Annotated in this window: 22 protein-coding genes; 7 read left to right on the plus strand and 15 right to left on the minus strand. The window is 38.3% G+C overall.

Annotation, left to right across the window (positions count from 1 at the left end; all coding sequences use genetic code 11):
- Positions 1-5: 5 nt before the first annotated feature.
- Positions 6-3,329 carry a tetratricopeptide repeat protein gene (locus tag G9H60_RS05385; protein WP_223143068.1) on the minus strand — a complete coding sequence of 1,108 codons (3,324 nt, stop codon included), beginning with the start codon at positions 3,327-3,329 and terminating at the stop codon, positions 6-8.
- Positions 3,329-4,090 carry a hypothetical protein gene (locus G9H60_RS05390; RefSeq protein ID WP_223143069.1) on the minus strand — a complete coding sequence of 254 codons (762 nt, stop codon included), beginning with the start codon at positions 4,088-4,090 and terminating at the stop codon, positions 3,329-3,331. The genes G9H60_RS05385 and G9H60_RS05390 overlap by 1 nt, the downstream gene beginning before the upstream one ends.
- A 442-nt stretch (positions 4,091-4,532) precedes the next feature.
- Between G9H60_RS05390 and G9H60_RS05395 the strand changes: the two genes are divergently transcribed.
- Positions 4,533-4,970 carry an Lcl domain-containing protein gene (locus tag G9H60_RS05395; RefSeq protein ID WP_223143070.1) on the plus strand — a complete coding sequence of 146 codons (438 nt, stop codon included), beginning with the start codon at positions 4,533-4,535 and terminating at the stop codon, positions 4,968-4,970.
- Position 4,971: 1 nt separating this feature from the next.
- Here G9H60_RS05395 and G9H60_RS05400 read toward each other — a convergent pair whose 3' ends face one another.
- Genes G9H60_RS05400 through ettA form a run of 5 tightly spaced genes read right to left on the minus strand, consistent with a single transcriptional unit; the run spans position 4,972 to position 10,736 of the window.
- Positions 4,972-5,430: a DUF1569 domain-containing protein gene (locus tag G9H60_RS05400; RefSeq protein WP_223143071.1), complete on the minus strand. Its 459-nt coding sequence runs from the start codon at positions 5,428-5,430 to the stop codon at positions 4,972-4,974.
- A gap of 10 nt (positions 5,431-5,440) precedes the next feature.
- Entirely contained in the window at positions 5,441-7,651 is a 2,211-nt protein-coding gene (locus tag G9H60_RS05405; protein WP_223143072.1) for a glycosyl hydrolase family 28 protein, read from the minus strand.
- Between the two features lie 56 nt (positions 7,652-7,707).
- Entirely contained in the window at positions 7,708-8,667 is a 960-nt protein-coding gene (locus tag G9H60_RS05410; protein ID WP_223143073.1) for an AAA family ATPase, read from the minus strand.
- A 29-nt stretch (positions 8,668-8,696) separates the two neighbouring features.
- Positions 8,697-9,068, minus strand: coding sequence for a DMT family protein (locus G9H60_RS05415; protein ID WP_223143074.1), 372 nt, complete (start codon positions 9,066-9,068; stop codon positions 8,697-8,699).
- Positions 9,069-10,736, minus strand: coding sequence for an energy-dependent translational throttle protein EttA (gene ettA, locus G9H60_RS05420; protein WP_223143075.1), 1,668 nt, complete (start codon positions 10,734-10,736; stop codon positions 9,069-9,071). It abuts the gene before it with no gap.
- A gap of 219 nt (positions 10,737-10,955) precedes the next feature.
- On the opposite strand from ettA, the gene G9H60_RS05425 reads away from it, so the two are divergent.
- Positions 10,956-12,230, plus strand: coding sequence for a DUF349 domain-containing protein (locus G9H60_RS05425; RefSeq protein WP_223143076.1), 1,275 nt, complete (start codon positions 10,956-10,958; stop codon positions 12,228-12,230).
- Here the strand turns inward: G9H60_RS05425 and G9H60_RS05430 are convergent.
- Positions 12,216-13,586, minus strand: coding sequence for a UDP-N-acetylmuramate--L-alanine ligase (locus G9H60_RS05430; protein ID WP_223143077.1), 1,371 nt, complete (start codon positions 13,584-13,586; stop codon positions 12,216-12,218). The two genes, G9H60_RS05425 and G9H60_RS05430, sit on opposite strands and share 15 nt — an antisense overlap.
- Before the next feature lie 102 nt (positions 13,587-13,688).
- Between G9H60_RS05430 and G9H60_RS05435 the strand changes: the two genes are divergently transcribed.
- Both G9H60_RS05435 and G9H60_RS13425 read left to right on the plus strand, forming a co-directional pair.
- On the plus strand, positions 13,689-15,170 hold the full coding sequence (locus G9H60_RS05435) for a type III PLP-dependent enzyme domain-containing protein (RefSeq protein ID WP_223143078.1): 1,482 nt from the start codon (positions 13,689-13,691) through the stop codon (positions 15,168-15,170).
- A gap of 10 nt (positions 15,171-15,180) precedes the next feature.
- Positions 15,181-15,303: a hypothetical protein gene (locus tag G9H60_RS13425; RefSeq protein WP_262495125.1), complete on the plus strand. Its 123-nt coding sequence runs from the start codon at positions 15,181-15,183 to the stop codon at positions 15,301-15,303.
- On the opposite strand, the gene glpK is transcribed toward G9H60_RS13425, so the two are convergent.
- Both glpK and G9H60_RS05445 read right to left on the minus strand, forming a co-directional pair.
- Positions 15,300-16,790, minus strand: coding sequence for a glycerol kinase GlpK (glpK, locus tag G9H60_RS05440; protein WP_223143079.1), 1,491 nt, complete (start codon positions 16,788-16,790; stop codon positions 15,300-15,302). The two genes, G9H60_RS13425 and glpK, sit on opposite strands and share 4 nt — an antisense overlap.
- A 6-nt stretch (positions 16,791-16,796) precedes the next feature.
- Complete coding sequence (locus G9H60_RS05445) at positions 16,797-17,501, minus strand: MIP/aquaporin family protein (RefSeq protein ID WP_223143080.1); 705 nt, start codon at positions 17,499-17,501, stop codon at positions 16,797-16,799.
- Between the two features lie 162 nt (positions 17,502-17,663).
- Between G9H60_RS05445 and ruvB the strand changes: the two genes are divergently transcribed.
- Positions 17,664-18,689 (plus strand): Holliday junction branch migration DNA helicase RuvB, encoded by a 1,026-nt coding sequence (gene ruvB, locus G9H60_RS05450; protein ID WP_166374550.1) that lies wholly within the window; start codon positions 17,664-17,666, stop codon positions 18,687-18,689.
- A 257-nt stretch (positions 18,690-18,946) separates the two neighbouring features.
- Here the strand turns inward: ruvB and G9H60_RS05455 are convergent, their stop codons facing one another.
- Complete coding sequence (locus G9H60_RS05455) at positions 18,947-19,756, minus strand: T9SS type A sorting domain-containing protein (protein ID WP_223143081.1); 810 nt, start codon at positions 19,754-19,756, stop codon at positions 18,947-18,949.
- Between the two features lie 137 nt (positions 19,757-19,893).
- On the opposite strand from G9H60_RS05455, the gene G9H60_RS05460 reads away from it, so the two are divergent.
- Both G9H60_RS05460 and G9H60_RS05465 read left to right on the plus strand, forming a co-directional pair.
- Positions 19,894-21,789 carry an ATP-binding protein gene (locus G9H60_RS05460; RefSeq protein ID WP_223143082.1) on the plus strand — a complete coding sequence of 632 codons (1,896 nt, stop codon included), beginning with the start codon at positions 19,894-19,896 and terminating at the stop codon, positions 21,787-21,789.
- 11 nt (positions 21,790-21,800) lie between these two features.
- The gene (locus G9H60_RS05465; protein WP_223143083.1) at positions 21,801-22,508 is read left to right on the plus strand and encodes a response regulator transcription factor; all 708 of its coding nucleotides are present in this window, start codon (positions 21,801-21,803) and stop codon (positions 22,506-22,508) included.
- On the opposite strand, the gene serS is transcribed toward G9H60_RS05465, so the two are convergent.
- The 4 genes from serS to G9H60_RS05485 form a co-directional block, all read right to left on the minus strand.
- Positions 22,501-23,772 (minus strand): serine--tRNA ligase, encoded by a 1,272-nt coding sequence (serS, locus tag G9H60_RS05470; RefSeq protein WP_223143084.1) that lies wholly within the window; start codon positions 23,770-23,772, stop codon positions 22,501-22,503. The two genes, G9H60_RS05465 and serS, sit on opposite strands and share 8 nt — an antisense overlap.
- A 10-nt stretch (positions 23,773-23,782) precedes the next feature.
- Positions 23,783-25,105 (minus strand): aspartate kinase, encoded by a 1,323-nt coding sequence (locus G9H60_RS05475; RefSeq protein ID WP_223143085.1) that lies wholly within the window; start codon positions 25,103-25,105, stop codon positions 23,783-23,785.
- Positions 25,106-25,123: 18 nt separating this feature from the next.
- A complete protein-coding gene (ribH, locus tag G9H60_RS05480; protein ID WP_223143086.1) occupies positions 25,124-25,600 on the minus strand; it encodes a 6,7-dimethyl-8-ribityllumazine synthase in 477 nt (158 codons plus the stop codon).
- Positions 25,601-25,672: 72 nt separating this feature from the next.
- Entirely contained in the window at positions 25,673-26,350 is a 678-nt protein-coding gene (locus G9H60_RS05485; RefSeq protein ID WP_223143087.1) for a tetratricopeptide repeat protein, read from the minus strand.
- Positions 26,351-26,380 lie beyond the last annotated feature (30 nt).

Raw genomic sequence — 26,380 nt, forward strand, 5'->3', positions numbered from 1 at the left:
TCAATCTATTTTAATCGACTCTTGGCTATGGTTCTAACATCATTTTCTTTGGCCATGTTTTGGGATAAAGCCGTATAATATCCCATGGCTTTATCCTTTTGGTCGAGTGCCATTAAATTATCTGCATACAATAAAAGTCCTCTAAAATAGGTTTTTTTGGTGCGGATATTAGTAGCAATAACTTTACGAATTAAGGTCTTATCCAGTAATTCATCCAATTCTTGGTGTTTCTTTTCTTGGTATAAAATCTGAGCCAATTTCAGTTCAGCTTCAGCGCCAATGATAATCTGCTGAAGTACCGGACTTAGATGATTATTGACACTGATTCTTTGTAACCATTTTTTGATTAAGTCGGGTTGCTGTGCCTCCATGGCCAATTGTAGGTAATTTTGGAACAAAGCATTTTTTTCATCTACTTCATACAATTCATCCCAAGTAGAAGTCAAGTTATAAAGTGAATCCAGTTGTTTCGATTGTAAGTAAATGTTAACCAATTGATCATTGGCCATTTTTTGATGACGGCTGACTTTGGTAAATGATTTGATAAATTGAAAAGAGCGAATAGCCGTTTCCATTTGTTTATTCTCTAAAGCGAGCTCTCCTGCTCTTTTGGCTGCACTGATGACTTCTGCTTGCTTAAATTTCTCTTTTTTTAGGATAATTTGTTGGTATTGTTCGATAGCACTCGGAACATCATGTAGGCTATCAGAACAAGCGGCAAGATTCTTGAGTAAGGTATTGCTGTTGAGGGATTTAGGATAGATTTTTTGGAATTCCAAGAAAGTAGTTCGTGCCACATCCCAGCGTTTGTTTTGATATAATTCTAAACAATCTTCCCAAAATTTCTCTTCGCTACCATATTCTTGATAGTGCTTCTTCACCCATTCTACCTCTAGGTTCAATCGTTTGTATAGGTTTTTAAGCTTATTTACTACACTGACACGAATGGTATCCCCTTGACTACTAGCTAATTGTTCTTCTTTGTCTTGAATGGCTAAACGGCCAAAAGACATTTGTTCATCTCCTTGAGCAAGAATGGATAGCTTTTCATAGCTCTGAGAACGGAAGTCCAACGCTCTTTTATAAGGAACGGAGGTTTTTGCATTTTTTTGCAAAATTTCCGTGAAACCTTTGATGGCTTGAACGTAGTTTTCTCTTCCTCCTTTTTGGTATAAACTGATCCATTGATTTAATGTAGCGATCTCCTTGTTTTTGGAATTAGGAAACTCTCGTAAGAATTTTCCGTATAAATCACTTACATCATCATATCGACGAAGCTTTTCTAGAATCTTAATTTTGTCCCATAGATAACCTTCTTTTTCCAGAGTACTTCCTTTGTCGTAGGCAATATCCAATAAGCCAATTGTTTGGGCCAAAATGTTGTTTTCTTGGTACTCCGTTGCCTCTTTGGTAGAGTTGTATTTCCAAACCTCAATGACCTTTTTACGAGTAGAGGCATCGGCTAATGGGGAATGAAATAAAAAGGATGCTAAAGCCAATTGTGCTGGTCTCTCTTGATTTAGGTCAATCAAGGCATTCAATAAAGCTGATTTTAGTTGGTATTTTAAAGCAGAACTATCCAGTGCTAATTCTCTTCCTGGATTGGTTGGGATAGTGCTTTGGTGTAAGGGTGTATAAATGTGAACGAGAGAATTCAAATAAAACTGATAAACTTTTTCTTCCTCTTTGTTTAGGGTTTTATTTTTCTTTTGTTGGTAAGCATTTGCCAATAATCCATATGTTTCTCCTTGTAAGACCTTAGCTAAATAAACTAATTGAGGGTTGTAAGGATAGGCTTTCACTTCCTCGATCAAACCGAACAATTGATCCACTTGGGCAAGGTTATTTTCTTGATCAAATAAGGTTACTGCTAAGCTATACGCTCTCTCTTGATAAGCTTTTTTAAATTCTTCTGTTTGTAAGAAATTGAAGCTAAAAAATTCTTTTACTTGATAAATGCCAGAGGATTGCATACTACTTTCACTGATGCCATGAACAATCATATTGTTCAATTGAGCCAAATGCTTGCTTTGAGGGTACTGCTGTAAAAATCCTTTGATTTTACTCAATAAGGTATCCCATATTCCTTGATTTTCTAAGGCCACAAGTTGATTGAAATAAGCGTCTTCGGACAAGGATTTATTCCAATTGATTTGAATGGCTTTATCCAAACTGAGGCTTGCCGCGGAATATTCTTTCAAATGAAATTGAGACATTCCAATTTGGTAATAAACCAGTTGACTTAAAGAATCACTTAGGGTTTCAGTATTGATTACTTTATTCAGCAGACTTACGCTAGCTTGGTATTGGCCAGACTTAAATAAGGAAAATGCTTGTTTCAATGGAACATCTTCAATATTACTTTGTAAAACAGACTTTTTGCTTTCATTCAAAGTCAGGTACTTCGCATATATTTCTGCCGATTTGTTGAATTTCCCTTGATTGAAATAAATATCTCCTAATAGCCTGGCTATGTCGGCCTTTTCCACCTCCCTTGTGTCTAACATGACAATAGGTTCAGCATAAGCTATGAATTCAGCATATTTTTCTGGACCCATTTGGTAATACGCTTGGCTAATCATGGTAGGGATTTGTCGCTTGATTTTCACCCAAACCGAGTCAGAAAGCGGAACTTGTGCCAATTGGAAAGGTGCTTCATCAGCTTTTTTTAGATCAAAAATGGCCGCAGAGAATTGCTTTTGATTGAGTTTTAATAATCCTGAGTAATAGGAAGCCGCGTAAGCTACTGATTCATTATCATCATTGCTTAATAATTCAAATAAGCTTTGGGCTTTGGTACTAAGTCCAACTTGCAAATAGCAGATAGCTAACTGAAATCGTATTTCTGGATCTAAAATGGAAACACGCTGTTCTATGTATTGAATGGCATCTTGGTATTGCCCTGCCTTGTAAAGGAAACTACCTATTTCCTTGACCAGAATAGAGGTCTTCAAGCTAGATGGATGATTGGCAATAAAGCGTTCAACCGCTACTTTAGCTCTCGTAGTATTGATGTAAAAATCACACAAAACGATGAAAAACTCAGCATCTACTATTTCATTGGAATTGCGATCAAAGTCTTTCGCATTTTTTTCTAGAAAGATAGAAAATTCCATTCTGGCTGCGGCATAATTGGCTGCATTGTAATAATCTTTGGCTATTCTAAATTGCTCGGAAGGGCTTTTATTGATGTTTGAATCTTGTGAATTTGCCTGATAGGGTATCATGCTCCCCATTCCCAATAGGAAGAAGAAAAGATATATGCTAGTATAAAAAAGGGCTGGTTTATTTGCCTTCATCATGTCAATTTTCAATTGGGTATCGCGCATTAATTCAAAATGTAATCTTTTTTTGAAGAGACAGCTTGTCCGATCCCCACTTTTTTGGTGTTTTGCAATACAAAACGGTGGTTTTTGAAATAATTAGTTAAAATGCCTTCTACATTGCTCTCACAATCGCTGTTGGCTTGAATTTCTTTTACGGTTCCATCTGCTTTAATCTTTATCCTAAAATCAATGGAGCAGGCCGTAGAGCCATTGGGAATTAGGCTCTGTAGACTTTTACCACTAGGCCATTCCCAAATCCCATTGTTTAATGGAAAGGGTACTACAGGAGGTTCTTCCTCAATTTCGGGGCCATCAGGCTGACCTTCATTGACATCTCCTATGGCATCAATTCTACCCGGGTTACCTTTGATTTTATCTTGTTCAGGAGGCCTTACCACAGGTGTTGGATCATCATCTGGCCTGATTTCTGGGGGTAAGAACTTCGTGCTTGTAACTTTCGGAATTTCCTTGGGAGGAGGAGGGGCTAATTCATCTTGTTTTTTAACAGGAGGGGCAGGGGCCAAACGCATGACTTCAGCAGTTACTTCTTTACTGAAATCGGTTTTATCTTGTTTTGAATCCAACCATAGATGCACGCAAAACATCAGCAAAATGGCGATGGTAAAAATAGCTGCACCTTTAATAGCTGATTTATATAGCGTAGAAGGGTAACTGTTCCTTATTTGAAATGCGCCGTATTCTTGATTTCTATGCTGAAATACGATTTCATCTAAAGTAGTAAGTTCTTCTAAATTTGCTGACATAATTAATCTGGCTAACAAAAAATGCTAGGAGGTTGATAAACCGCTTTAACTTATAAAACGACCGCAACCATCACATATTTCCTTTGAAATTTTCTTTGTAACATGCCTAAATAATATATAAATTTCTAATGCTCATGAAATGACCATAGACGAAAAGAATTTAGGCTAAGGTCATTTAATTACCATCAATTCCTTCCTAAAATTCGGATGGTAGGATAAGTCAAGGCTATGGTTATTTTGGTTTTTGTTAAGTTCAAAGTAAAATTACATCAAAATACAGCTTTTCGGCCTTAATTGCAAGATGTATAGACCAATGGGACTAAATTTAGTATAGTTCAGTCAGGTAAGTCGGGGAATGAGTTGCAATAAATAGTTTCATTTTACCTTAGGATGAAATGATTATTGGAATAATTTCGGAACTTTGGCATGGAAAAATTAATGTATGTCAGTGAAATTTTTTACCATCTTATTGTTTGTATTTAGTGGGGCCTTTTTTTCCATGGGACAAAGGGCCAACGTCAAAGCTCCTCAAGAAAAATTGGGGGGGTATTTAATTTTTGAAAAAGATAACCATGGCTTAGTCGCAACGACCAAAGATATTGGCCAATTTGATTATCCCAATGCGAAATCAGCCTGTGAAAATCTGGTTTTGAATGGATTCGATGATTGGAGATTACCTACTCAGGAGGAATTTGAATTAATTCATCAAAAATTGAATCTCAAAAAAATGAAGTCCAATAATGTCTTTAAATCGGCATGGTACTGGACTTCCACAGAAATAGATCAAGAACACGCAGTAACGCATAACCTCAATACAGGTATGCAGACCAACTATTTCAAACGCTTGAACATGCGGGTTATAGCGGTTAGATCTTTCTAAATTATACACCAAATTGTTTCAAATGGTGATCTAGGTGCTTATACAGCATGTTATTCCATTCTGTCTCATTCAACATGCCTAAACTTAAGGATGCTTGCAAGCAAAGTTGTTCAGCACCCATTTTTTCAATAGCTATTATGTAGTTTTTCAGGCGACTTTTCTCCCATTCAAAATCATGTACATCTACTTTGAGAAATGCGGGTGCTGTCGGGGAATTTTTTTGATAAGGGACCTCATTGGTTAAGATTTTTTTGAGAAAGATTTTTAGTATCAATTTCATGAACCAAGGAGGCTGCTGGGTATTTTCCCCCTTAATTTGTTCATAAGGAACACAAACATGGGCCAGCATTTGGGCAACATTCATTTTTCCCCATAAAGCTGGAGAATGTGGATGAAGTGCATCAATTCGGTCAAAAAGCTGTTGACTTGTCTCAGGAGAGAAAATAGATGGATAAGGCATATTAGTGGGTTTATTTATCCAATGTTAGCTCTTTCCCAGAAAATTTCCAATGTTGAACATGATAAAGTTCGCTTTTGATGTTTTTGTTTTTTGTAAATATAACCTGCTCTAAATCAATGCCGTCGGCTTCAATGGCCCGGTAAGCTTGTTCACATTCCATTTCAATATCCTGTAATTTGATTTGTCGGATGGGCATTTCTGGTAATCCCCGAATGAGCAAGCCTGTGGCGGCTCCTTTCACACGAATCCGCTCAGCCCAAATAGATCTAAATTGCGGGGTTCCATCGTTGACAGGCATAGCTGCTATAACAGGCTTTTCCTCGCCATTCCCAAAGGTGCTTAAAGGATCTTTCCCTTGGTAGTACATGTCGAACAGAATAGCTTCTCCAGCAATGTTTTTCATCAGGATATCCCGGATATACACATTTTCAACAATTCCGCCGCGGCCCCTAGCTGTTTTAAACCGAAGCCCCACATCAGTTCCTAAAAACTGACAATTTGAAACAAATAAATCATGTACACCACCCGACATTTCACTTCCCACTACCACACCTCCGTGTCCATGGAATACTTGGCATTGGTCTATCCAGATATGTGCACTTGGTCGAGCTCTTTTTCGACCTTCTTCATCCTTTCCTGATTTGAGACAAATCCCATCATCACCTACATCAAAACTGCTATTTTTAACCTTTACATATTCGCAAGATTCAATGTCTATTCCATCTCCATTTTGTGCAAACCAAGGATTTTTCACTTTGATTTGGTTAACAGTTACATGCTTACATAGAAGTGGATGAATATTCCACGCAGGGGAATTTTGAAAGGTTACACCCTCCAACAATATTTGCTCACATTCAATCAGGCTGATCATGTTGGGCCTTAAAAATTCTTTTATTTCTTGAGCCTTTTCAATGGTCCAACCTGCTGCCACAACTCCAGGTCGGTCTAGATTGGCTGCTTTTAATGCACCTGCCGTTGGGTACCATGTATCTTTTGATTCGTTCAACACTCCTCCTGATTTAACTAAGTTTGCCCATTCTCCTCCAGTTAATTTACCTTTCTTGACTGGTCTCCATGCTTCACCAGCCCCATCAATGATTCCTGCTCCACTAATGGCGATATTCGTAGCCTTAAAGGCAGAAATAGGGGATTGTGCTCGAATGGCCTCTACGCCTTCCCAAAATGTTTTAACCAATGGGAAGTCTTTACTTTGATGGCTGAATTGCAATAAAGCCCCAGATTCAAGATGCAGATTAACATGAGATTTTAAAACAATGGGGCCACTCAACCAAAACCCTGCGGGAATGTTAACCACACCACCACCTTGGGCAGAACAGAGATCAATGGCCTGTTGGATGGCACTTGTATTTAAAAAGGTAGGGGAAGATTTTGCCCCATAGGAAACAATTGAAAAGGTATCTTTTTTAAATACAGTTCCAGCTACCAGGGGTAATTCATATTGGTATTTTTGACTGAAAGCTGATTTTTTTAAAAAGCTCCTAAGCGCTTCATTGGAATCAAATATAGCGGAGGCAACAGCCTGAGCCATCCATGAAGCACCATAAACAGAAAAATGAGTGTCATCTACTACCCCTTTCATGAATTTTTTGAAGATGCCAGCAGGGTAGTGTAGGTATATTTTTTTGGACAGTTCAGGTCCCAGTTTTTCAATTTGTGCCCGACTGATTTTTTCTAAATCGATAAGTAATACTTTTTCTTGTTTGGCAACTTCTCGTACTACTTGAGGATATTCCCCATGTTGGTCTACAAAAGTTCCTGTAGAATCAAATTTTCTTCTTTGAATCGAAGTTAACAATACGGGTATTCCGCCTTTGGAACGGGTTTCCTTTACATAGCGGCTTAAGTTTTCACGGTAATCGGTTTGTGCAGCGGCATAACGGCTTGTGTCTGATATTTTGGCATCATTATGCCCAAATTGGATAAAGACATAATCTCCTTTTTTGATTTGTTGAAATACCTTAGCCCACCTTCCTTCTCGACGAAAACTTTTGGTACTTCGACCGTTGTAAGCGTGGTTTTGTACTTCTACGGCCTCATTGAATAAATGAGCAAATGGCATTCCCCAACCCGTTTCGGGAAAGTCGGCAGGGACTTTGTCGGCCATGGTGGAATCTCCAATCAGAAAAACCCGCAAAGGTTCTGTGGCTTGAAAGCTAAAAAGAGCTAGGCTCAAAAAAAGAAATAGTAAACGCGTTTTCATAGACAGGGATTTCATTGCCTATAAAAGATAATCGAGAATTAAATTTACCCGTTTTCCTATCGATTAATCGCGACGCTACTTAAAATAGATTGGATAATCTGAAGCGTGCTGATATTATCTGCTTCTGCCACATAATTTAAAATGATACGATGATTTAATACATCGGGAGCCATTTCTTTGATATCTTCAGGCAACACATAATCGCGTCCTTCTAAATAAGCCATCACTTTGGCGGCAAGATTTAAGTGGATACTAGCTCGAGGAGATGCACCAAACTGAATGTAATTAGCTTCTTGAACTAGGCCATATTCATCCGGGTTTCTTGTAGCAAAAATAAGTTCAATGATGTATTTTTCTAGCGTTTCACTAATGGTAATTTGATTAATTTCTTTTCTGATCTTCTGAATGTCTTCCAAATTCATGATGGTTTTCACTTCATATTGGAAATCCATGTTCGACATTTTACGCATCACTTCTAATTCCTGTTCTTTATCTAAATAGTTCAGGAATACTTTCAGCATGAAACGGTCTACTTGAGCCTCAGGTAATGGAAATGTTCCTTCTTGTTCTACTGGATTCTGCGTAGCTAAAACCAAAAAGGGTTTATCCAAAGGGTAGGTGGTATCGCCTATGGTTACTTGTTTTTCCGCCATGGCCTCCAACAAGGCAGATTGAACCTTTGCTGGAGCACGATTAATTTCATCGGCAAGGATGATTTGCGCAAAAATTGGCCCTTTTTTTACTTCAAACTCGTTTTTTAGAGGATTGTAAATCATGGTACCTACCAAATCAGCAGGAAGTAAATCAGGAGTAAATTGAATACGGTGAAAATTGAGATCCAGTATCTTGGCCAATGTATTGATGGTCAATGTTTTTGCTAAACCTGGCACACCTTCTAAAAGTACATGACCGCCGGTGAATAAGCCCACTAAAAGTCGATTAATCAACCGCTCCTGGCCCACCACCACCTTACTCATCTCGTTTAATAGGGCATTTATTTTTTCTCTAGATTCCATCGTATCAGTATTTTATATCCCTTCGGAGCTTACCATTTTTTAAAAATAACATAAACTGCCAGAAGTATTAGGCCAAATCCCAAGAAATGATTCCAAGCTAGTTTTTCGGACTTGACAACTAAAATAAGAAAAAGGGTGAAGACTATCAGGGAAATAGCTTCTTGAATGGTCTTTAATTCGAAAAAGGAGAACGGGCCTCCATTTTCTTTAAATCCAATTCGGTTGGCAGGTACTTGCATGACGTATTCAAAAAAAGCGAGTCCCCAGCTAAAGAGAATGATGGCCCAAATGCCTGCATGCTTCAGCCAGGAACTTTCTTTCCATTGTAAATGTCCATACCAAGCCAAGGTCATGAAGACATTGGAAAGTACCAACAATGCAATGGTGATTACGCCTCTCATTTAACTTAATTTCTTGTATCGAATACGTTTAGGAATGATGTCATTACCCAAGCGTTTTTTTCTAGCTTCTTCGTATTCCGAATAATTACCTTCAAACCATGTCACTTGAGAATCCCCTTCAAAAGCTAAAATATGTGTTGCTATGCGGTCAAGGAACCATCTATCGTGGGAAATAACTACAGCACATCCTGCAAAATTCTCCAAACCTTCTTCTAGGGCACGCAGCGTATTCACGTCCAAGTCGTTGGTTGGCTCATCCAGAAGCAATACATTGGCCCCTTCTTTCAACATCATGGATAAATGCACTCGGTTGCGTTCTCCTCCAGAAAGGTTACCAATTTTTTTCTCTTGGTCAGCTCCGTTGAAGTTAAATTTGCTCACATAGGCACGGGCATTACTTTGCTTTCCACCCAACATGACCCAATCATTTCCATCAGAAATGGTTTCAAAAACGGATTTTTCAGCTTTTAATTGATGGTGTTCCTGATCTACATATGCCAATTGTACAGTTTCTCCTACTTCAAAGCTTCCCGTGTCGGGCTGTACTTGTCCAGTGATTAGTTTAAACAAAGTTGTTTTACCCGCACCATTGGGTCCAATAATGCCCACAATACCTGCTGGAGGTAAAGAAAAACTTAGGTTTTCAAAAAGTAATTTATCTCCATAAGTTTTGGATACACCTTGAACTTCGATGACCTTATTCCCCAAACGAGGGCCTGCAGGGATATAGATTTCTAATTTGTCTTCTTTCTGTTTGTTTTCTTCAGAAAGAAGCTTTTCGTAGGCACCTATACGTGCTTTCGATTTAGCTTGTCGGGCCTTTGGAGCCATTCTTACCCATTCTAATTCACGCTGTAAAGTCTTCTGACGACGAGACTCTGTTTTTTCCTCTTGGGCCAAACGATTTTGTTTTTGTTCTAACCAAGAGGAGTAATTGCCTTTCCATGGAATACCTTCACCACGGTCTAGTTCCAAAATCCAACCTGCCACATTATCCAAGAAATAACGATCGTGGGTTACGGCAATAACGGTTCCTTTGTATTGGCGTAAATGTTCTTCTAACCACCAAACAGACTCGGCATCCAAGTGATTAGTTGGCTCATCAAGTAATAATACATCGGGCTCTTGAAGTAAAAGTCGACATAGCGCTACACGTCTTTTTTCTCCACCTGATAAAGTACTAATCAGGGCATCGGATGGAGGACAACGCAAGGCATCCATGGCTTTTTCCAAGCGATTATCCAGTTCCCAAGCATTGAAATGATCCAATTTTTCTTGCACTTCCCCTTGGCGAGAAAGCAATTTATCAAAGTCGGCATCTGGATCACCAAAGGCTTCATTGATCTCATCAAATTCCTTCAATAAGTTTTTAATTTCAGATACACCTTCTTCTACTACATCTAGTACCGTTTTATTGGGGTCAAGCTGAGGTTCTTGTTCTAATAAACCCACTGAATATCCGGGTGAAAAGACGACTTCTCCGGTATAGGATTTATCGATACCAGCAATAATTCGAAGTAAGGTTGACTTACCTGAACCATTGAGACCGAGTACGCCAATTTTGGCTCCGTAAAAGAATGAAAGGTAAATATTTTTTAAAATGGTTTTCTGAGGAGGGATGGTCTTGGAGACCCTTTCCATGGAAAATATGATCGTTTCGTTGCTCATGCGGGGTTTGAAATTTTAATAAGCTACAAATATCGGAAAAAGCTGGAAACAGTTTCTTGATTATTTTTGGATTGCCTATATTTTTAAAAAGATTATTAATTCAAAATGTTTAGAGATTTATTAAAATTTAAATAATTTAGGGCTTTGTTATAAGATTATTTAAACCACACCTAATTTTTGAGCCAGGGCATTTGCCTAAAGCTCACTCAGATCAAAAAGATGGAAGCAACCACCTCCAATGAATTCGGATTTTGTCGAGACGGCAAAGTCTACATCAAAGCATTTCTAAACTTTCCCGAGCGTGAAATAGGCTTTGTTCGTAACACCGAACAAGAAGCACTTCAGTATTTTGTCAATCGATTTGAACTGGCAAAGAAAAAAGTAGCTGACTTATCTAGTGAAGTAAAGGAAGTTCAAAACAAAGGGTCATTTTTGACAAAGGTAGTTCAAATGAAAGCCTATTTGGCGGAGTTTGATGGTTTGGGTGATTTCAAGCCTTTGTTTGATGAACTAGAAAGAATAGAAGAGTTTTTACGCTCTTTGATTCAACAAAATCAAGTTAAGAATTTAGAGATTAAACGTGCGCTCATTGAGGATGCTAAACAAGCGGCTCACGGAGAGGATGTGTTGTTGGCCACAGAACAATTGGTGGAAATAAAATCTAAATGGGTGAAAACAGGTCCTGTTGATCGCCAATATCAAGATGAATTAACCGATACTTTTCAAGCTATTTTGGAAGCATTTTTCTTACGTAGAAGAGTGTATTTTGAAGAAAAGAATCGCATTATAGATGAGAAAATTGCCAAACTTCAAGGATTTATCGATGGTGTGCACCAGCTAAGGAAAGCACCCGATATCGATGATTCGGTGGGTAAGGTAAAAGATTTACAAAGGGAGTGGAAAACGGTTCTTGGTTTGCCTCCTAAAAAACAATCGATGCTTTGGAAGAATTTCAAAAAGGCAAACGATATGTTTTTTGAAAAATACAATCGAATTAAAGGTATAGAAGTTAAGCCACGTATTGACCCTCGTGTTCAAGAGTTAGTGGCTATGACTCAAGAGTTAGAATCTAAATTGAGCGATCAGGTTAATATGCCTGCCATTGCTGATAAGGCGAAAGCCTATTTAGTTAAATGGAAAGAAATAACTGCTCAAATGAAATCCTTGGATCGTAGTTTAGCTGAGCGATTCAGAACCATTTGTGATAAGATATTCGAAATGAATTACTTATTACGCGTTATCTCCTACCGTCATCCGGCGTTGAATGATAAACCAAGAATTGAGCAATTGAAAATCATGATTAATCAGATGGATTACATGACAAAAAAAGAGCGCAGTGAATTGGAAAGTTTTATCGCCCAAGCTGAACAAGATCGCCAAATGGAAGAGAAGCCAATTCAAAGTAAGATAAATACGCAAAAGCGTAAAATCAGCATGAAGGAGATTCTCTTGACTGGATTTAAAACAGAATTAGATCAATTACTCAACGCTTAGTCCCATTTGACGGGCTAAGCCTACAAAATCGAGTCCATCAAAAGTGCCTGATGACATCATCAACAGGTTGCTTTCTGACCAAGACTGATTTTGTAAATGGGCTAATAAATTAACTGGATTTCTTAGAATGAGTAAATTCGGGTGCTCAAAATATTGTTGCACTTGCTCATCTTCCATTCTATCCATCCTTTTTATTTCTCGAGCATGTTCGCTTAGATAGATGACCGCGGCATCAGCAGCTTGTAGCGTCTTGGCATAATGCGGTAAAAAAGCGGGATTTAAACTGCTGAACGTATGTAATTCTAGGCAGGCAACTAGCTTTCTTTGTGGATACTGATCTTTAACGGCCTGTGTCGTTGCTTTTACTTTTGATGGAGCATGAGCAAAATCCTTATAGAATAAGCAAGAATCTGATTTCCCAACAAGCTCTAGTCGCTTGGCAGCCCCTTTAAAAGTTTGTATGGCTTGATAAAAATTACTGGTAGATACGCCTACTTGTTCACATAATAAGCGAGCACCATTCAAATTCTTCAAGCTATGTTCTCCAAAAATCTGGATTTCGTATTCTTTTCCATCCAAACCTTTTAAAATCGTTTGTCCGTTTTTAATGTAGGAAGGATGTGCCGAATAACCAGTTTTATCCGTATGGTCTGGACAAGAATCGGTTAATCGAGCAAGTGTATCATCTGTTTGGTCGTAAAATAAAGTACCAGCTTTTGGCATGGAATTTATTAATTCCTCAAATGAAGCTGTATAGGATTCAAAAGTGGGGTATACATTAATATGATCCCAAGCAATGCCAGAAATCAAGGCGATATGTGCTTGGTACAATAAGAATTTGGCGCGACGGTCTATGGGCGATGCTAAATATTCATCGCCTTCTATGATGATGATAGGGGCATCAGATAGGGATGCCATTAAGTCAAAACCTTCAATTCTGGCACCTACTAAGTAGTCGAATTTTTTATTGAGGGTCTTAAGAACATGCAGCACCATAGAAGTAATGCTGGTTTTTCCGTGACTACCCGCTATGACAATTCGTTGTTTGTTTTTACTATGCTCGTATAGGAAGGAAGGATATGATTCTACACGTAGGCCTAATTCTTGCGCTTTTATTAATTCAGGGTTATCTGCACGGGCATGCATACCAACAATCACATAATCTAAATCTGAGGTGATTTTCTCGGGAAACCATCCGAAACTTTCGGGTAATATACCATGTTGAGCTAGTAAGCTTTTGGAAGGTTCGTAGATTTCATCATCAGAACCTGAAATTTGATACCCTTGAACCTGAAGTGCTAAGGCTAGATTATGCATCGCCGCACCACCTATAGCGATAAAATGAATTTTTGGCATGTAACATTGTATAGAATAGTTTGCAAAGTACATACTTTTATTGCAGTTTTGCACGTTTTTCCACAATTCGAGAGTACTCGTTTTATAATTTGGTAAGTATCCATGAAAAATTACATCGATCTAATTGATCAAACCATTGAATTCCCCACCCGGGAATTTAATATCAATGAGAACAATGAGTTATTGTTTAATAATGTGCCTTTGATGGAGATTATTAAACAGTATGGTACGCCATTAAAATTATCCTATTTACCCAAGATTGGAGAGCATATCGATAATGCCAAATTATTGTTTAGAAATGCGATCAAAAAGTACAATTACAAAGGGAATTATACCTATTGCTATTGCACCAAATCATCCCATTTTTCCTTTGTTTTGGATGAGGTAATCAAGCAACATGTGCATTTGGAGACGAGTAGTGCCTTTGACATACCAATAATTCGGGATATGTATGAGCGTGGAAAAATCTCAAAATCAACGTATATTTTGTGCAATGGTTATAAGCAACCCTTGTATACTCAATACATCTCCGAGTTTATCAATGAAGGCTTCAATTGTATTCCAATTTTGGACAATTTGAAGGAAATTGATTTTTATGAAAAGTCGGTTACTGCGGATAAAGTAAATTTAGCCATTCGTATTGCTACGGATGAGGAACCAGATTTTGCTTTCTATACTTCACGTTTAGGGGTACGTTATTCGGATGTTAATTCTTTGTATTTAGAGAAAATTAAGCCAAATCCTCGTTTTAATTTGAAGATGTTGCATTTCTTCATCAATACGGGAATCAAGGATAGTGCTTATTATTGGTCGGAGTTAAGTCGATTTATTTACAAATATTGTGAGATTAAAAAAATCTGTCCAGAATTGGATTCCATCGATTTAGGAGGAGGCTTGCCGATTCAAACTTCTTTGCAATTTAATTACGATTATCAAGCGATGGTGGATGAGATTGTGGAATCAATCTCGTGGATTTGTAATAAAAATAATGTGCCTGTTCCCAATATATTTACAGAATTTGGTTCATATTCTGTCGGAGAAAGTGGTGCAGTTTTGTACGAGATTATAGATCAAAAGTTACAAAACGATAAAGAGCTTTGGTACATGATTGATGGTTCTTTCATTACTCAATTACCGGATTCTTGGGGGATGAACCAAAAGTACATCATGCTACCCGTAAATAATTGGGGTTCTCCATACCAAAAAGTGAATTTAGGCGGCTTGACCTGTGATTCCATGGATTTTTATAATACGGAAGCGCATAGTTCTGACTTATATTTGCCTATTTTTGAGGAAGCTACTGAGCGACAATACGTTGGGTTCTTCCACACAGGAGCATATCAAGAGTCCTTAGGCGGTTATGGCGGAATTCAACATTGCTTAATTCCAGCACCTAAACATGTGATTATTGACCGATTGGAAGATGGAACGGTGACAACACGTTTGTTTTCTGAGGAGCAAAATAGTAGTTCTATGTTGAATATTTTGGGTTATAACCAAGCGGTTACGATTCAACAAGAAGAGGACTTGAAGGCGAAAATTGAGCTTGAGATTAAATCAAAAACGAAATTAGCATCTGTTTAAAACTAATTATATGAAAAAAGTATTGGCCATCGTGTTGCTTGCCACTTTTGTTTGTGCTGCATGTTCACAAAATACCAATTGTCCAGCATACGGTACAACCCGTGCTGATGCCCCTAAGGTAAAGAGAGGTTAATCCTCCCAGTTAAAGCTTTTTGAGACGGCTTTCTTCCATTGTTTTTTCATGTGGGAACGTTGGCTGTCTTCCATTTGGGAGTTCCAACGATGTTGGATGGCCCAATTTTTCTTCAAATCTTCCAAGTTTTCCCAATAGCCTACAGCTAATCCTGCGGCATAGGCAGCGCCTAGAGCAGTAGTTTCAATAATTTTTGGGCAAATGACTTCTTGTCCCAATATATCTGATTGGAATTGCATCAATAATTGATTGACCACCATACCACCGTCAACACGTAAAGAGGAAATGGAGATACCAGCATCTTTTTCCATGGCTTCTAAAACTTCCCATGTCTGAAATGCTGTTGCTTCTAAGGCTGCTCTTGCGATATGGCTTTTGTTGACGTAGCTAGTAAGGCCGACTAATACTCCACGGGCATCTTGTTTCCAATAGGGTGCATATAATCCTGAGAATGCTGGGACAAAATAGCAGCCCCCATTATCTTCCACCTCTTTGGCTAAATTTTCAATATCGGGACTGTTTTGAATGAGGCCTAAATTATCACGAAGCCATTGTACTAGGGAGCCAGCAATAGCCACAGAACCTTCTAAAGCATAATGTACAGGCTCATTTCCTAATTGATAAGCCACGGTAGTTAATAGGCCAAATTGGGAATGAATGGCTTGTTTTCCTGTATTCATAAGTAGGAAGCATCCAGTACCATAGGTATTTTTTCCTTGTCCAGGATCAAAACATGTTTGTCCAACTAGCGCCGCTTGCTGGTCGCCAAGTATGCCTGCTAAAGGTACACCTTCCAAAACACCTGTTGCCTTTCCATAAATCAGGGAGCTGGCTTTAATTTCTGGAAGCATAGCTTTGGGAATGCTAAGTACCTGTAAAATTTCATCATCCCAGGTGCAAGAAGCGAGGTCCATGAGTTGTGTTCTACTAGCATTGGTAACATCGGTAATGTGAATGCCGCCTTCTGTACCTCCAGTTAATTGCCATGAAATGTAGGAATCCATGGTGCCAAATAGGGCCTCACCTTGCTCGGCATCTTCTCTTAAACCTGGCACATGATTGAGTAGCCAACGTAATTTTAGTCCACTAAAATAGGTGGCCAAAGGCAAACCTGTTTTAGCTCTGAAACGGTCCATACCACCATCTTTAGCAAGTTCTGCTAATTCTGATCCAACGCGCGTGTCCTGCCAAACTAGGGCATTGTGGTAAGGTTTCCCTGTTTTTTTATTCCAAACTAGGGTAGTTTCTCGTTGATTTGTAATTCCAACAGCTGCGATATCGCGGGCTGATAATCCAGCTTTTCCTAAGGCAAGCCCGATTACTTCTTGTACATTTTGCCAAATTTCTACGGCATTGTGTTCTACCCAACCAGCTTGAGGATATATTTGCTCATGTTCTTTCTGCCCCATGGAGATTATTTCTCCCCCTTTGTTAAATATAATGAATCTAGAACTGGTTGTTCCTTGATCAATGGATCCGATATACATGAGCTATTATGAGTTTAATGTAAGTAAATAGGCGCCAATTAAAGCACCAGCTGATGGACCTAACACGGGAATCCAAGCATATTCCCAGTCGCTTTTTCCTTTGTTGGGAATAGGTAAAATAAAATGCATGATACGAGGACCTAAATCTCGAGCAGGGTTAACGGCATATCCTGTGGTCCCTCCTAAGGCTAAACCAACTGCCCAAACCAGAATTCCCACTAAGAAGGGTCCCAAGCCATGTTCTATGGTAGAAAATGTACCTAAAGCCAGAATGATTAAAGCCGAAGCAAAAGCCTCAGATATGAAGTTGAAAGGCCAAGATTTAATAGCTGGATCTGTGCAAAAAGAAGCTTTGATAGCTCCTGGATCTTCGGTTATTTGATAATGAGGATGATAGTGTATCCAAACCAATAATTGTCCTAGCATAGCACCGAGTAATTGGCCACCCACATAGGTTGTAAAAAGGGACCAATCTCCAGATTTAACGCATCCGGCGATGGTAACGATGGGGTTTAAATGAGCTCCGGGGCTACCAAAATAGGTAGAAATAAAGATACCAATGGTAACAGCAAAGGCCCAAGCAGCAGCTATGGCCAATAATCCGGTTTGATGGCCTTTGGTGCCTTTTAATAAGACATTGGCAACAACACCATTACCTAAATAAATCAAACTGGCTGTACCAGCTAATTCTCCAATAAAAATAGAACTCATTGTTTAAGGTTTAAATACTTTCAAAAATATGAAATTTATCTATAATAAATAGGCTTTTTTTTAGAGTTCAGTTTATATTTTATGAATTTAATTTTTTTAGAATGGCCATTTATTGCAGGCTAAAATTTATCTTTGATTAACGATTGTAAATTTTCAAGTTTTATGCGTGAAGACTATTTGAAGGGAGATTCTGAGTCATTACCTCAGCAAGAAAAAGAGATTGATAAGGCTTTACGGCCTTTAAGTTTCTTTGATTTCACAGGTCAAGGAAAGATCGTTGAAAACTTAAAGATATTTGTAGGAGCGGCAAAGGCGCGAGAAGAGGCTTTGGATCACGTGTTATTGCATGGTCCTCCGGGATTGGGTAAGACAACACTTTCTCACATAATTGCCAATGAATTAGGTTCCACTTTGAAGATTTCTTCTGGGCCAGTTTTGGATAAACCTTCAGATTTAGCTGGATTATTGACCAATTTACAGCCTTATGATGTGTTATTTATTGATGAAATCCATCGTTTGAATCCGATCGTAGAAGAGTATTTATACTCCGCTATGGAGGATTATAAAATAGATATTATGTTGGATTCGGGGCCCAATGCAAGAAGTATTCAAATTGGATTGAATCCGTTTACTTTGATTGGAGCGACTACCCGTGCAGGATTATTAACATCTCCTTTGCGCGCAAGATTTGGGATAAATGCTAGGCTTGAGTATTATGATGCGAAATTACTAACCACCATTGTAAAGCGTTCAGCAACTATTTTGAATATGCCTATTGATGAAACCGGGGCTTTTGAAATCGCGAGAAGGAGTAGAGGCACACCTCGTATTGCTAATAATTTATTGAGAAGAACAAGGGATTTTGCTCAAATCAAAGGTACTGGGAGCATTGATGTGGAGATAGCCAAATTTGCTTTGGAAGCCTTGGATGTGGATATGAATGGTTTAGATGAAATGGATAATCGTATCTTATTAACCATCATTGAAAAATTCAAAGGAGGACCAGTGGGATTAACGACCATAGCTACAGCTTGTGGGGAAGAGGCGGAAACTATTGAGGAAGTTTATGAGCCTTTTTTAATTCAAGAAGGATTTTTGAAGCGTACCTCTCGTGGTCGTGAGGCTACAGAAAAAGCTTACCGACATGTAGGTATTGAACCTAGATCACAGACGGGGACTTTGTTTTAATTTTTGATTTTTTTGATAACGCTGTCAAGGTTTGAAACCTTGACAGCGTTGGTAAAAGTCCACATTTCTCAGTAACATTTCAATCAGTTTTCTGGTTATTATTACACAATATCAATGAATTGATATTGTGTAAATTATATCAGTTTTTTAAAACTGATTGGTGGGAAGAAAGAGCTAGATTTGCCTAACGCTGTCAAGGTTTCAAACCTTGACAGCGTTGTTGAAACTAGGCGTTTTTACATTAAGCGGATTGAATATTAATCTATTTTTACTCGGATGACAGCTCCGTCATTTCCTTGTGTTACTTGTACAAAATATACACCAGTGGCGGCCTTCTTTAAGTCTACTTGACCTAAATATCGACCTTGAAAATCTTTGACTGTCTCAGATGCTACTTCCTTTCCGTTTACATCTCTTACGGTAATAGCTACATTTCCTTTTTCAGGTGCATGGAAACGGATATTTAATTTACCATTAAAAGGATGATTCGGGTTTGCAAACAGCCCTTTGATTGTGCTAGAAGCTTGTCCCCAAGCCAAATTTTGTCCTCCCATTGGGAATCCTTCTTCTTGAAGTCTTCTTAAGCCACGAAAATCGGGGCCATTCTCATCAAAATCAAATTTGAAATTTTTTCCACCAGGCAAATCCTCTACATGGATTTCCATATCCTCTGGGCCATGTCGGAAAATACGCACTTGCTTGTCATCCATCTGATTTTTGAATTTTTTCATCATTCGCTTCTCAACGCGTGCCATTCGCTGCTTATCCAATTGAGGCATCGGTCCCATAGCATCCATTTGCATTCTGTTTCCACCTCTCTTACGGATATCCATCGTAATGATTTTTGTTTTCCCATCAGATTTTCCCATTTCCTTGTTTAGGGAATCGTTCAGCTGTTTCATCCCAGCTTCTGCCAATTCTGGATTAGCAAATGTTCTTTCAATAACCTTTTGCTTGCCATTTTCATCTACCACAATTTTAATAGTAGATTCCGATTTCGGAGCATCTTGTGCCATGGCTAAGGTTCCCATCGTTCCCAATAGGGCCGATAAAATGAATGTTTTCATAAAATTTTGATTTTTGTGATGGCACAAACTTAGATAAAGCATTCAATACTTGACTGTTAAAGAATGTTAAGTGGCCTTTGAATAGAAAAATGGACCAATAATTCGATTAATTTTGTTATTACATGGTTTTGTAAGATATGACCCAAAAGAAAATTCGACTCATTATTGGCTTGATGACATTGGCATTGATTGGCTTAATTTCCTTTCAATCTTATTGGCTTGGTTTTATGCTGGAAACCAAAAAAGAGCAATTAGCTTCCGACATCCGTGATGGAATGGAAAAAGTAGTTCGTAAGTTAGAAAAACAAGAACTATATGTCCTTTCCCAAAAGCAAAGAGAATACGAAAGTCAGCAAAAGGAAATTGCAGAGATGGAGAAAAAATTAGCTTCCAAAGCTGTTCCTACACCTCCTCGTCCTCCTCAATTGAAGGACCCAGCTCTTGCCCAACATGACCCTTTGGACCTACTAACAGAAGATATTTCTCATGAGTTTAAGTTCAATCCAGCTGAACTTCAAGCCTTAAAAAGATTCCAACAAAACGAAATGCCAAATGACATTTTGTATGTTCGTAAATCTTTTATGTTACCCAATGGCCAGATTGCAGAGGTAACAGAAGAATACCAAATCAATGCTGATTTGAAAGCGATTAATCGTCGTTTACGAGAAGAAAAACAACTAAATGATATGATGGGGGCCGTAAAACCCCGTGTTTTACAAGAGTTGAATCGAATCAAAGAAGCTAATCGATTGAGGGCTAGAGAAGCTAAGCGAATCAATGAGTTGAACCGAATGCGTCCTAGGATTTTGGCCCAATTACATCAAGAAGATCAACAAAAAACCAAGAAAATCAATGCCCTTACCATCAATGCTCAAAAGCTAAAAGAGGAAAAGGCGGAGCTTCAAAAAGTATTAAAAAAGACCGAAATGGCGAAGGAGGTTTTTGCCGACTTCTTGTTTAAAGAAAGACCTATTACTCAACGGGTTTCTACCAAGCACATAGATAGTTTAATCAGGCAAGAATTAGCAGAAAAGGGCATTAATATGCCTTATGTTTTTGGTATAGGTCCAAAAGAATCTGCCAAAAATAAAAACTGGGTGTATACCTCCGCCGGCTTAATGAAAACACCTAGAGCCCAATCCGCTTCGTTTATAACTCCATTGTTTCCAAACGATTTACGTCCGAGCGGTCAATATCTACAAATCTACTTCCCTAATCAAGAAGCTTTAGTCTGGGAAGCAATGAGCTTTAGCTTTTTAGGATCAGCTTTATTATTGCTGACCATGTTAGGATGCTTTTATATTGCCGTTACCACAATTTTAAAACAAAAGAAACTGGCTGAGGTGAAAAATGATTTCATTAATAACATGACTCACGAGTTTAAAACGCCGATTTCAACTATTTCTTTAGCCGCTCAATTAATCCAAGAAGAGTCTAATGGTATCCATAATGACTCCATCAATAGGTATGTAGGGATTATCAAAGAGGAAAACATCCGTCTAGGCCGACAGGTAGAAAGGGTATTGCAAACCGCTCAAATGGAAAAAGAAAGCATTGTATTGAAAAAGAAAGAAGTTAATCTGAACTCCTTAATTCAACAAGTGGCGGAAATGAACGGTCCTTTAATTCAATCGCAAGGTGGACATTTAAATTTACTACTCGATGCACCTAATGCTGAAATTGAAGTAGATGAAGTGCATATTTCCAATGTGCTTTTTAATCTTCTCGACAATGCCATCAAATACAGTAAAGAGAAGCCAGAAATTACGATAAGTACAAACTCTAGCCCAACATCTCTCAGTATTCGTATTTCGGATCAAGGCATTGGGATGGCCAAGGAGGTACTAGGTTCTGTGTTTGAGCCATTTTATCGAGTTCCAACAGGAAACGTACATAATGTCAAAGGTTTTGGCTTAGGATTGAGCTATGTGAAAAAAATTGTAGAAGCACATGGTGGTACTGTTCAAGTTTCTAGCCTGCCACAAATAGGAAGTACGTTTGAGATTAATTTACCTTTTCACCCAACAGTTTAATATCAACACAAATGGAAAATAGTCATCCATCAATTTTATTGGCCGAAGATGACCCAAATTTGGGATTATTGTTGTCTGAATTTTTAAAAAAGAAGGGATACCAAGTACAGTGGGCACAAAATGGAGATGAGGCTCTGGATATGTTCGTCAAAGCTACATTTGATATTTGCCTTTTGGATGTCATGATGCCTAAAAAAGACGGCTTTTCTTTAGCCAAAGATATACGAGCCACTCACCTAGATGTTCCTATTATTTTCCTAACAGCTAAATCCATGGAAGAAGACACCTTACAAGGATTTAAAGTGGGTGCAGATGATTATCTGACCAAACCTTTTTCCATGGATGTGTTGGTTGCTCGTATTGAAGCAGTTTTAAGAAGAACACATTCCGGAAAATCAGTACCTAGTTTAGCAGATGAAATAGCTTTGGGCGATTTTATCTATGTTCCTCAAAAAATGAAATTGATTTTAGGTCAAACAGAACAAAAATTCACACCCAAGGAAAATGACCTAATGAAGCTTCTTTGTGAAAATTTGGGAAGACCCGTTAGTCGAAGCTATGCGCTGAAATTAATTTGGGGAGATGATACCTATTTCAATGCCAGAAGCATGGATGTATACATGACCAAACTGCGAAAAATGCTGAAAGAAGACCCCCGCGTGCAGCTAATGAATCTGCACGGCGAAGGATTTCGATTAAGTGTGGAAGGGCTTAGTTAATGTATTCAAAGCCGCAATATGGCACGAGTACTTTAGGAATCTTGATTCCATCGGGGCCCTGATTATTTTCTAAAATGGCCGCTACGATGCGTGGAAGTGCTAATGCAGATCCATTTAAGGTATGGCAAAGGATGGATTTTCCGTCCACCTTGGTACGTAATTTCAAGCGATTAGCCTGAAATGTTTCAAAATTGGATACCGAACTTACTTCCAACCAACGGCCTTGTGCAGCTGACCAAACTTCCATATCATAGGTTAGAGCAGAAGCAAAACCCATATCGCCACCACAAAGTCGTAATACGCGATAAGGTAATTCCATCTTTTGCAATAAACCTTGAACATGCTGCGACATTTCCTCTAATGCTTGATACGAAGTTTCAGGTTTGTGAATCTGTACAATTTCAATCTTGTCAAATTGGTGTAAGCGGTTTAAACCTCTCACATGGGCACCCCAAGAACCCGCTTCGCGACGGAAACAAGGAGTATGCCCTACGTTTTTAATAGGTAGTTCTTTCTCATTGACAATGACATCCCGATATAAATTGGTGATAGGCACCTCAGCCGTGGGAATTAAATAAAGACCTTCTTCTTTAGTCACGTACATTTGACCTTCTTTATCTGGTAATTGTCCAGTGCCAAAGCCCGAATCTTCGTTGATTAAAATGGGAGGTTGAATCTCATAATAACCTGATTTAATAGCTTCGTCTAAGAAGAAATTGATTAATGCACGTTGCAAACGAGCACCTTTACCTTTATAAACAGGAAAACCAGCTCCTGTGATTTTGTTTCCTAAATCAAAGTCGATGATGTCATATTTCTTAATCAAATCCCAATGAGGTTGCGCAGCATCCCCTAAATTGGGAATAGAACCCCAGCTCAAAACCACTTCATTATCTTCAGCAGTTTTACCTTCAGGAACTGAGCTATGTGGAAGGTTAGGAAGGGTAACTAATAGTTCATATACTTCTTGTTCTGCATTTTTAGCTGCATCTCCTAACTCTTTAATACTGGCTTTTAAAGCTGCTGTTTCCGCTTTTTTCGATTCAGCTAAATCAGCTTGGCCATTTTTCATCAAAGCCCCAATTTCCTTAGCAGCTGCATTGGATTTCTCTAATGCTTGCTCCGCCTGTTGCAACAATGTTTTACGTTTGTCGTCTAAGGTAATTAATTGCTCGACTACCTTTTCAGCTTCAAAAAAACGTTTTTTCTGTAAACCTTGAATGGTTACTTCAGTATTTGCACGGATAAAAGCAAGCGTTAGCATAGGATCAAATTTAGAAGAATAAACCTTCGTTTAAGGCATTTAGGGACTCATTTTTATGTTTGGCATCTACCAAAAGGGAGATATTATGCTCAGAGGCACCATAAGAAATCATGCGAATCGGAATGTTTTTCATTGCATTCAAAACTTTGATCGCAATACCTTCTTTATCAGCCCAGAAATTCCCAACGATGCAAATAATCACTTGGTCTTTATCTGGATCTTCCAATTCCGCAAATTCTCTCAATTCACTCATGATGGAATCAAGGTGGGTGGTTTGGTCAATAGTAACCGAAACAGAAACCTCTGAGGTGGTAATCATATCCACCGGAGTTTTATATTTCTCAAATACCTCAAACACTCGCTTCAAGAATCCATATGCATTCAACATACGAGTTGAATGAATGTAAATGGCGGTAATATTATCTTTGGCAGCAATAGCCTTGATTTCAACATCAGTTGATTTCTCCGAGATCAAGGTACCATAAGCACTAGGCTCCATAGTGTTTTTTAAACGAACCGGAACACCTTTTAATTTGGCAGGAGTAATCGTACTTGGATGTAAGATTTTAGCTCCGAAATAGGCTAATTCAGCTGCTTCAGCAAAAGATAATTCACGGATAGGGAAGGTATTCTTCACAATACGTGGGTCATTGTTGTGCATGCCATCGATATCTGTCCAGATTTGAACTTCCTCAGCAGCAATGGCTCCTCCAATCAATGAAGCCGTATAATCCGAACCACCACGTTTCAAGTTATCTACTTCTCCTTGTGGATTACGACAAATAAAACCTTGGGTTATATAAATTTGCTTTCCTGGTTGTTTTGCTAAAATAGCGCCTAAATTCTCTTCAATTTTCTTTAAGATAGGCTCATTATCTTCATCAATGACCATAAAATCCAATGCTGGAAGCAATAGAGAATTGACGCCTTCCTCTTGTAGATAGGCTTCAAAAATTTGTGTAGACAACAATTCACCAAGAGCAACCATTTCTTTTTCCTGCTTTGTGCCATACGGGCTCGTAGCAATTAGTTGATCAATGAATGCAAATTCTTTATCCACAATGGATTTTCCTTTTGCTAAACCTAGTTCAGTTTGGTATAATTCCGACAAAAATGTATCATAGTGATCACGCAGAGCTTTAGCCTTGGATTGAGCCTCAGCTATTTGACCAGCTAATAATGATTCTGAAATAGATAATAAGGAATTGGTACTTCCCGAAAGAGCTGATAATACCACAATTTTAGCTTTTCCGTCTTCGGTAATCAATTGACGGATTGACTTCATTCTTTCTGGTTTTCCAACGGAGGTCCCTCCAAATTTCCAAACTTGCATATGGGTTATATTATGGGTTTATATAGCTAGCATTTTGATAGCAGTTATGGCCGCTTCATCGCCCTTGTTTCCATGTTTTCCTCCCGCACGATCCATTGCTTGTTCCTGAGTATTCGGAGTTAATACACCAAAAATGACAGGCTTATCATATTTTAAACTCACATCTGTAACTCCTTTAGCCACGGCATCACAGATAAAATCAAAATGTCGCGTTTCGCCTTGAATCACACAGCCTAAACAAATGACCGCATCAATCTCTGGTTTTTGGGCCAATTTTTGAGCTCCTAAGCTTAATTCAAAACTACCTGGAACTTGAACTCGGTGAATGAATTCAGGTTTAGCTCCATGGGCTAATAAGGTATTCACACAACCTTGGTATAAAGCTTCAGTGACCTCCGTGTTCCATTCTGAAACAACCACTGCAAATTGCTTATCATGAATAGCAGGAAGGCTTTCCGTAGAAAAATCACTTAAATTTTTATGTTGGGATGACATCTTGAATGGATTAAAACAATAAGGGATAAAAGCTGTTGCTCTTATCCCTTCCTGATATAAAAATTTATCTAATTATTCAGAGATAGAGCTTTCTAATTGAGCTTTATATTTCTTAGCAGGTACAGCTTCTGCCGACTCTGGGAATTTTTCCGTGATATCTGTATAAGTTGCTAAAGCCTCTTTTCCTTGTTTATTAGCTTCATAAGCAGTAGCTAATTTCAAAAGATAGGTAGGGGTAAAGAAATTGTTTGGCTTATAATCAGCAGCTTTTTTGTAATAATCAATGGCTTCACCGAACGATTTCTTTTCTACGTAAGCATCTCCAATTAATGAATACGCTCTTGCCTGAACCAGTAAATCACCACTGCTGAAGTTCTTCAATTTTTCAATTGATTGATCAAATTTACCTTGTTTTAATAAAGCAATACCTTGATATAAATCAGCTAAATTTTGTGTATTTCCACCAAATTCATCAGAAATCTTATTTAATTCCTTGGTAGCTTTTGATAAAGAATCAGATTCAAAAGCATAAACAGCTTTGAATAATTTCTTCTCGCCTTCTTCATCTTGAGTCTGTGTGTACCACTTATACCCTAAGGTTCCAACGACTAAAGCCACGATGATGGCTCCTAAACCTAACACAGATGTTTTATTTTTTTCAAAAAATCCAGTGACCTTGGTTAATTCTTGTTGTAGCGCCTCTGGGCTTTCAATAATTTCAATCGTTTCTTTAGTTTCTTTCTTTGCCATATTACGTCCTTATTTCAGGAGTCTAATTGT

The organism is Aquirufa aurantiipilula, from assembly GCF_019923745.1.
Classification (GTDB): Bacteria; Bacteroidota; Bacteroidia; order Cytophagales; family Spirosomataceae; genus Aquirufa; species Aquirufa aurantiipilula.

What these genes read in the sequence shown, in the direction of transcription:
- ettA (WP_223143075.1), bottom strand. Translation starts at nt 10,736, where the DNA reads ATGAGCAACGAAACGATCATATTTTCCATGGAAAGGGTCTCCAAGACC.
- G9H60_RS13425 (WP_262495125.1), top strand. Translation starts at nt 15,181, where the DNA reads ATGAAAAAAGTATTGGCCATCGTGTTGCTTGCCACTTTTGTTTGTGCT.
- ribH (WP_223143086.1), bottom strand. Translation starts at nt 25,600, where the DNA reads ATGTCATCCCAACATAAAAATTTAAGTGATTTTTCTACGGAAAGCCTT.
- G9H60_RS05425 (WP_223143076.1), top strand. Translation starts at nt 10,956, where the DNA reads ATGGAAGCAACCACCTCCAATGAATTCGGATTTTGTCGAGACGGCAAA.
- serS (WP_223143084.1), bottom strand. Translation starts at nt 23,772, where the DNA reads ATGCTAACGCTTGCTTTTATCCGTGCAAATACTGAAGTAACCATTCAA.
- G9H60_RS05435 (WP_223143078.1), top strand. Translation starts at nt 13,689, where the DNA reads ATGAAAAATTACATCGATCTAATTGATCAAACCATTGAATTCCCCACC.
- glpK (WP_223143079.1), bottom strand. Translation starts at nt 16,790, where the DNA reads ATGTATATCGGATCCATTGATCAAGGAACAACCAGTTCTAGATTCATT.
- G9H60_RS05465 (WP_223143083.1), top strand. Translation starts at nt 21,801, where the DNA reads ATGGAAAATAGTCATCCATCAATTTTATTGGCCGAAGATGACCCAAAT.
- G9H60_RS05415 (WP_223143074.1), bottom strand. Translation starts at nt 9,068, where the DNA reads ATGAGAGGCGTAATCACCATTGCATTGTTGGTACTTTCCAATGTCTTC.
- G9H60_RS05400 (WP_223143071.1), bottom strand. Translation starts at nt 5,430, where the DNA reads ATGCCTTATCCATCTATTTTCTCTCCTGAGACAAGTCAACAGCTTTTT.
- G9H60_RS05485 (WP_223143087.1), bottom strand. Translation starts at nt 26,350, where the DNA reads ATGGCAAAGAAAGAAACTAAAGAAACGATTGAAATTATTGAAAGCCCA.
- G9H60_RS05395 (WP_223143070.1), top strand. Translation starts at nt 4,533, where the DNA reads ATGTCAGTGAAATTTTTTACCATCTTATTGTTTGTATTTAGTGGGGCC.
- ruvB (WP_166374550.1), top strand. Translation starts at nt 17,664, where the DNA reads ATGCGTGAAGACTATTTGAAGGGAGATTCTGAGTCATTACCTCAGCAA.
- G9H60_RS05385 (WP_223143068.1), bottom strand. Translation starts at nt 3,329, where the DNA reads ATGCGCGATACCCAATTGAAAATTGACATGATGAAGGCAAATAAACCA.
- G9H60_RS05455 (WP_223143081.1), bottom strand. Translation starts at nt 19,756, where the DNA reads ATGAAAACATTCATTTTATCGGCCCTATTGGGAACGATGGGAACCTTA.
- G9H60_RS05410 (WP_223143073.1), bottom strand. Translation starts at nt 8,667, where the DNA reads ATGGAATCTAGAGAAAAAATAAATGCCCTATTAAACGAGATGAGTAAG.
- G9H60_RS05430 (WP_223143077.1), bottom strand. Translation starts at nt 13,586, where the DNA reads ATGCCAAAAATTCATTTTATCGCTATAGGTGGTGCGGCGATGCATAAT.
- G9H60_RS05445 (WP_223143080.1), bottom strand. Translation starts at nt 17,501, where the DNA reads ATGAGTTCTATTTTTATTGGAGAATTAGCTGGTACAGCCAGTTTGATT.
- G9H60_RS05460 (WP_223143082.1), top strand. Translation starts at nt 19,894, where the DNA reads ATGACCCAAAAGAAAATTCGACTCATTATTGGCTTGATGACATTGGCA.
- G9H60_RS05405 (WP_223143072.1), bottom strand. Translation starts at nt 7,651, where the DNA reads ATGAAAACGCGTTTACTATTTCTTTTTTTGAGCCTAGCTCTTTTTAGC.
- G9H60_RS05475 (WP_223143085.1), bottom strand. Translation starts at nt 25,105, where the DNA reads ATGCAAGTTTGGAAATTTGGAGGGACCTCCGTTGGAAAACCAGAAAGA.
- G9H60_RS05390 (WP_223143069.1), bottom strand. Translation starts at nt 4,090, where the DNA reads ATGTCAGCAAATTTAGAAGAACTTACTACTTTAGATGAAATCGTATTT.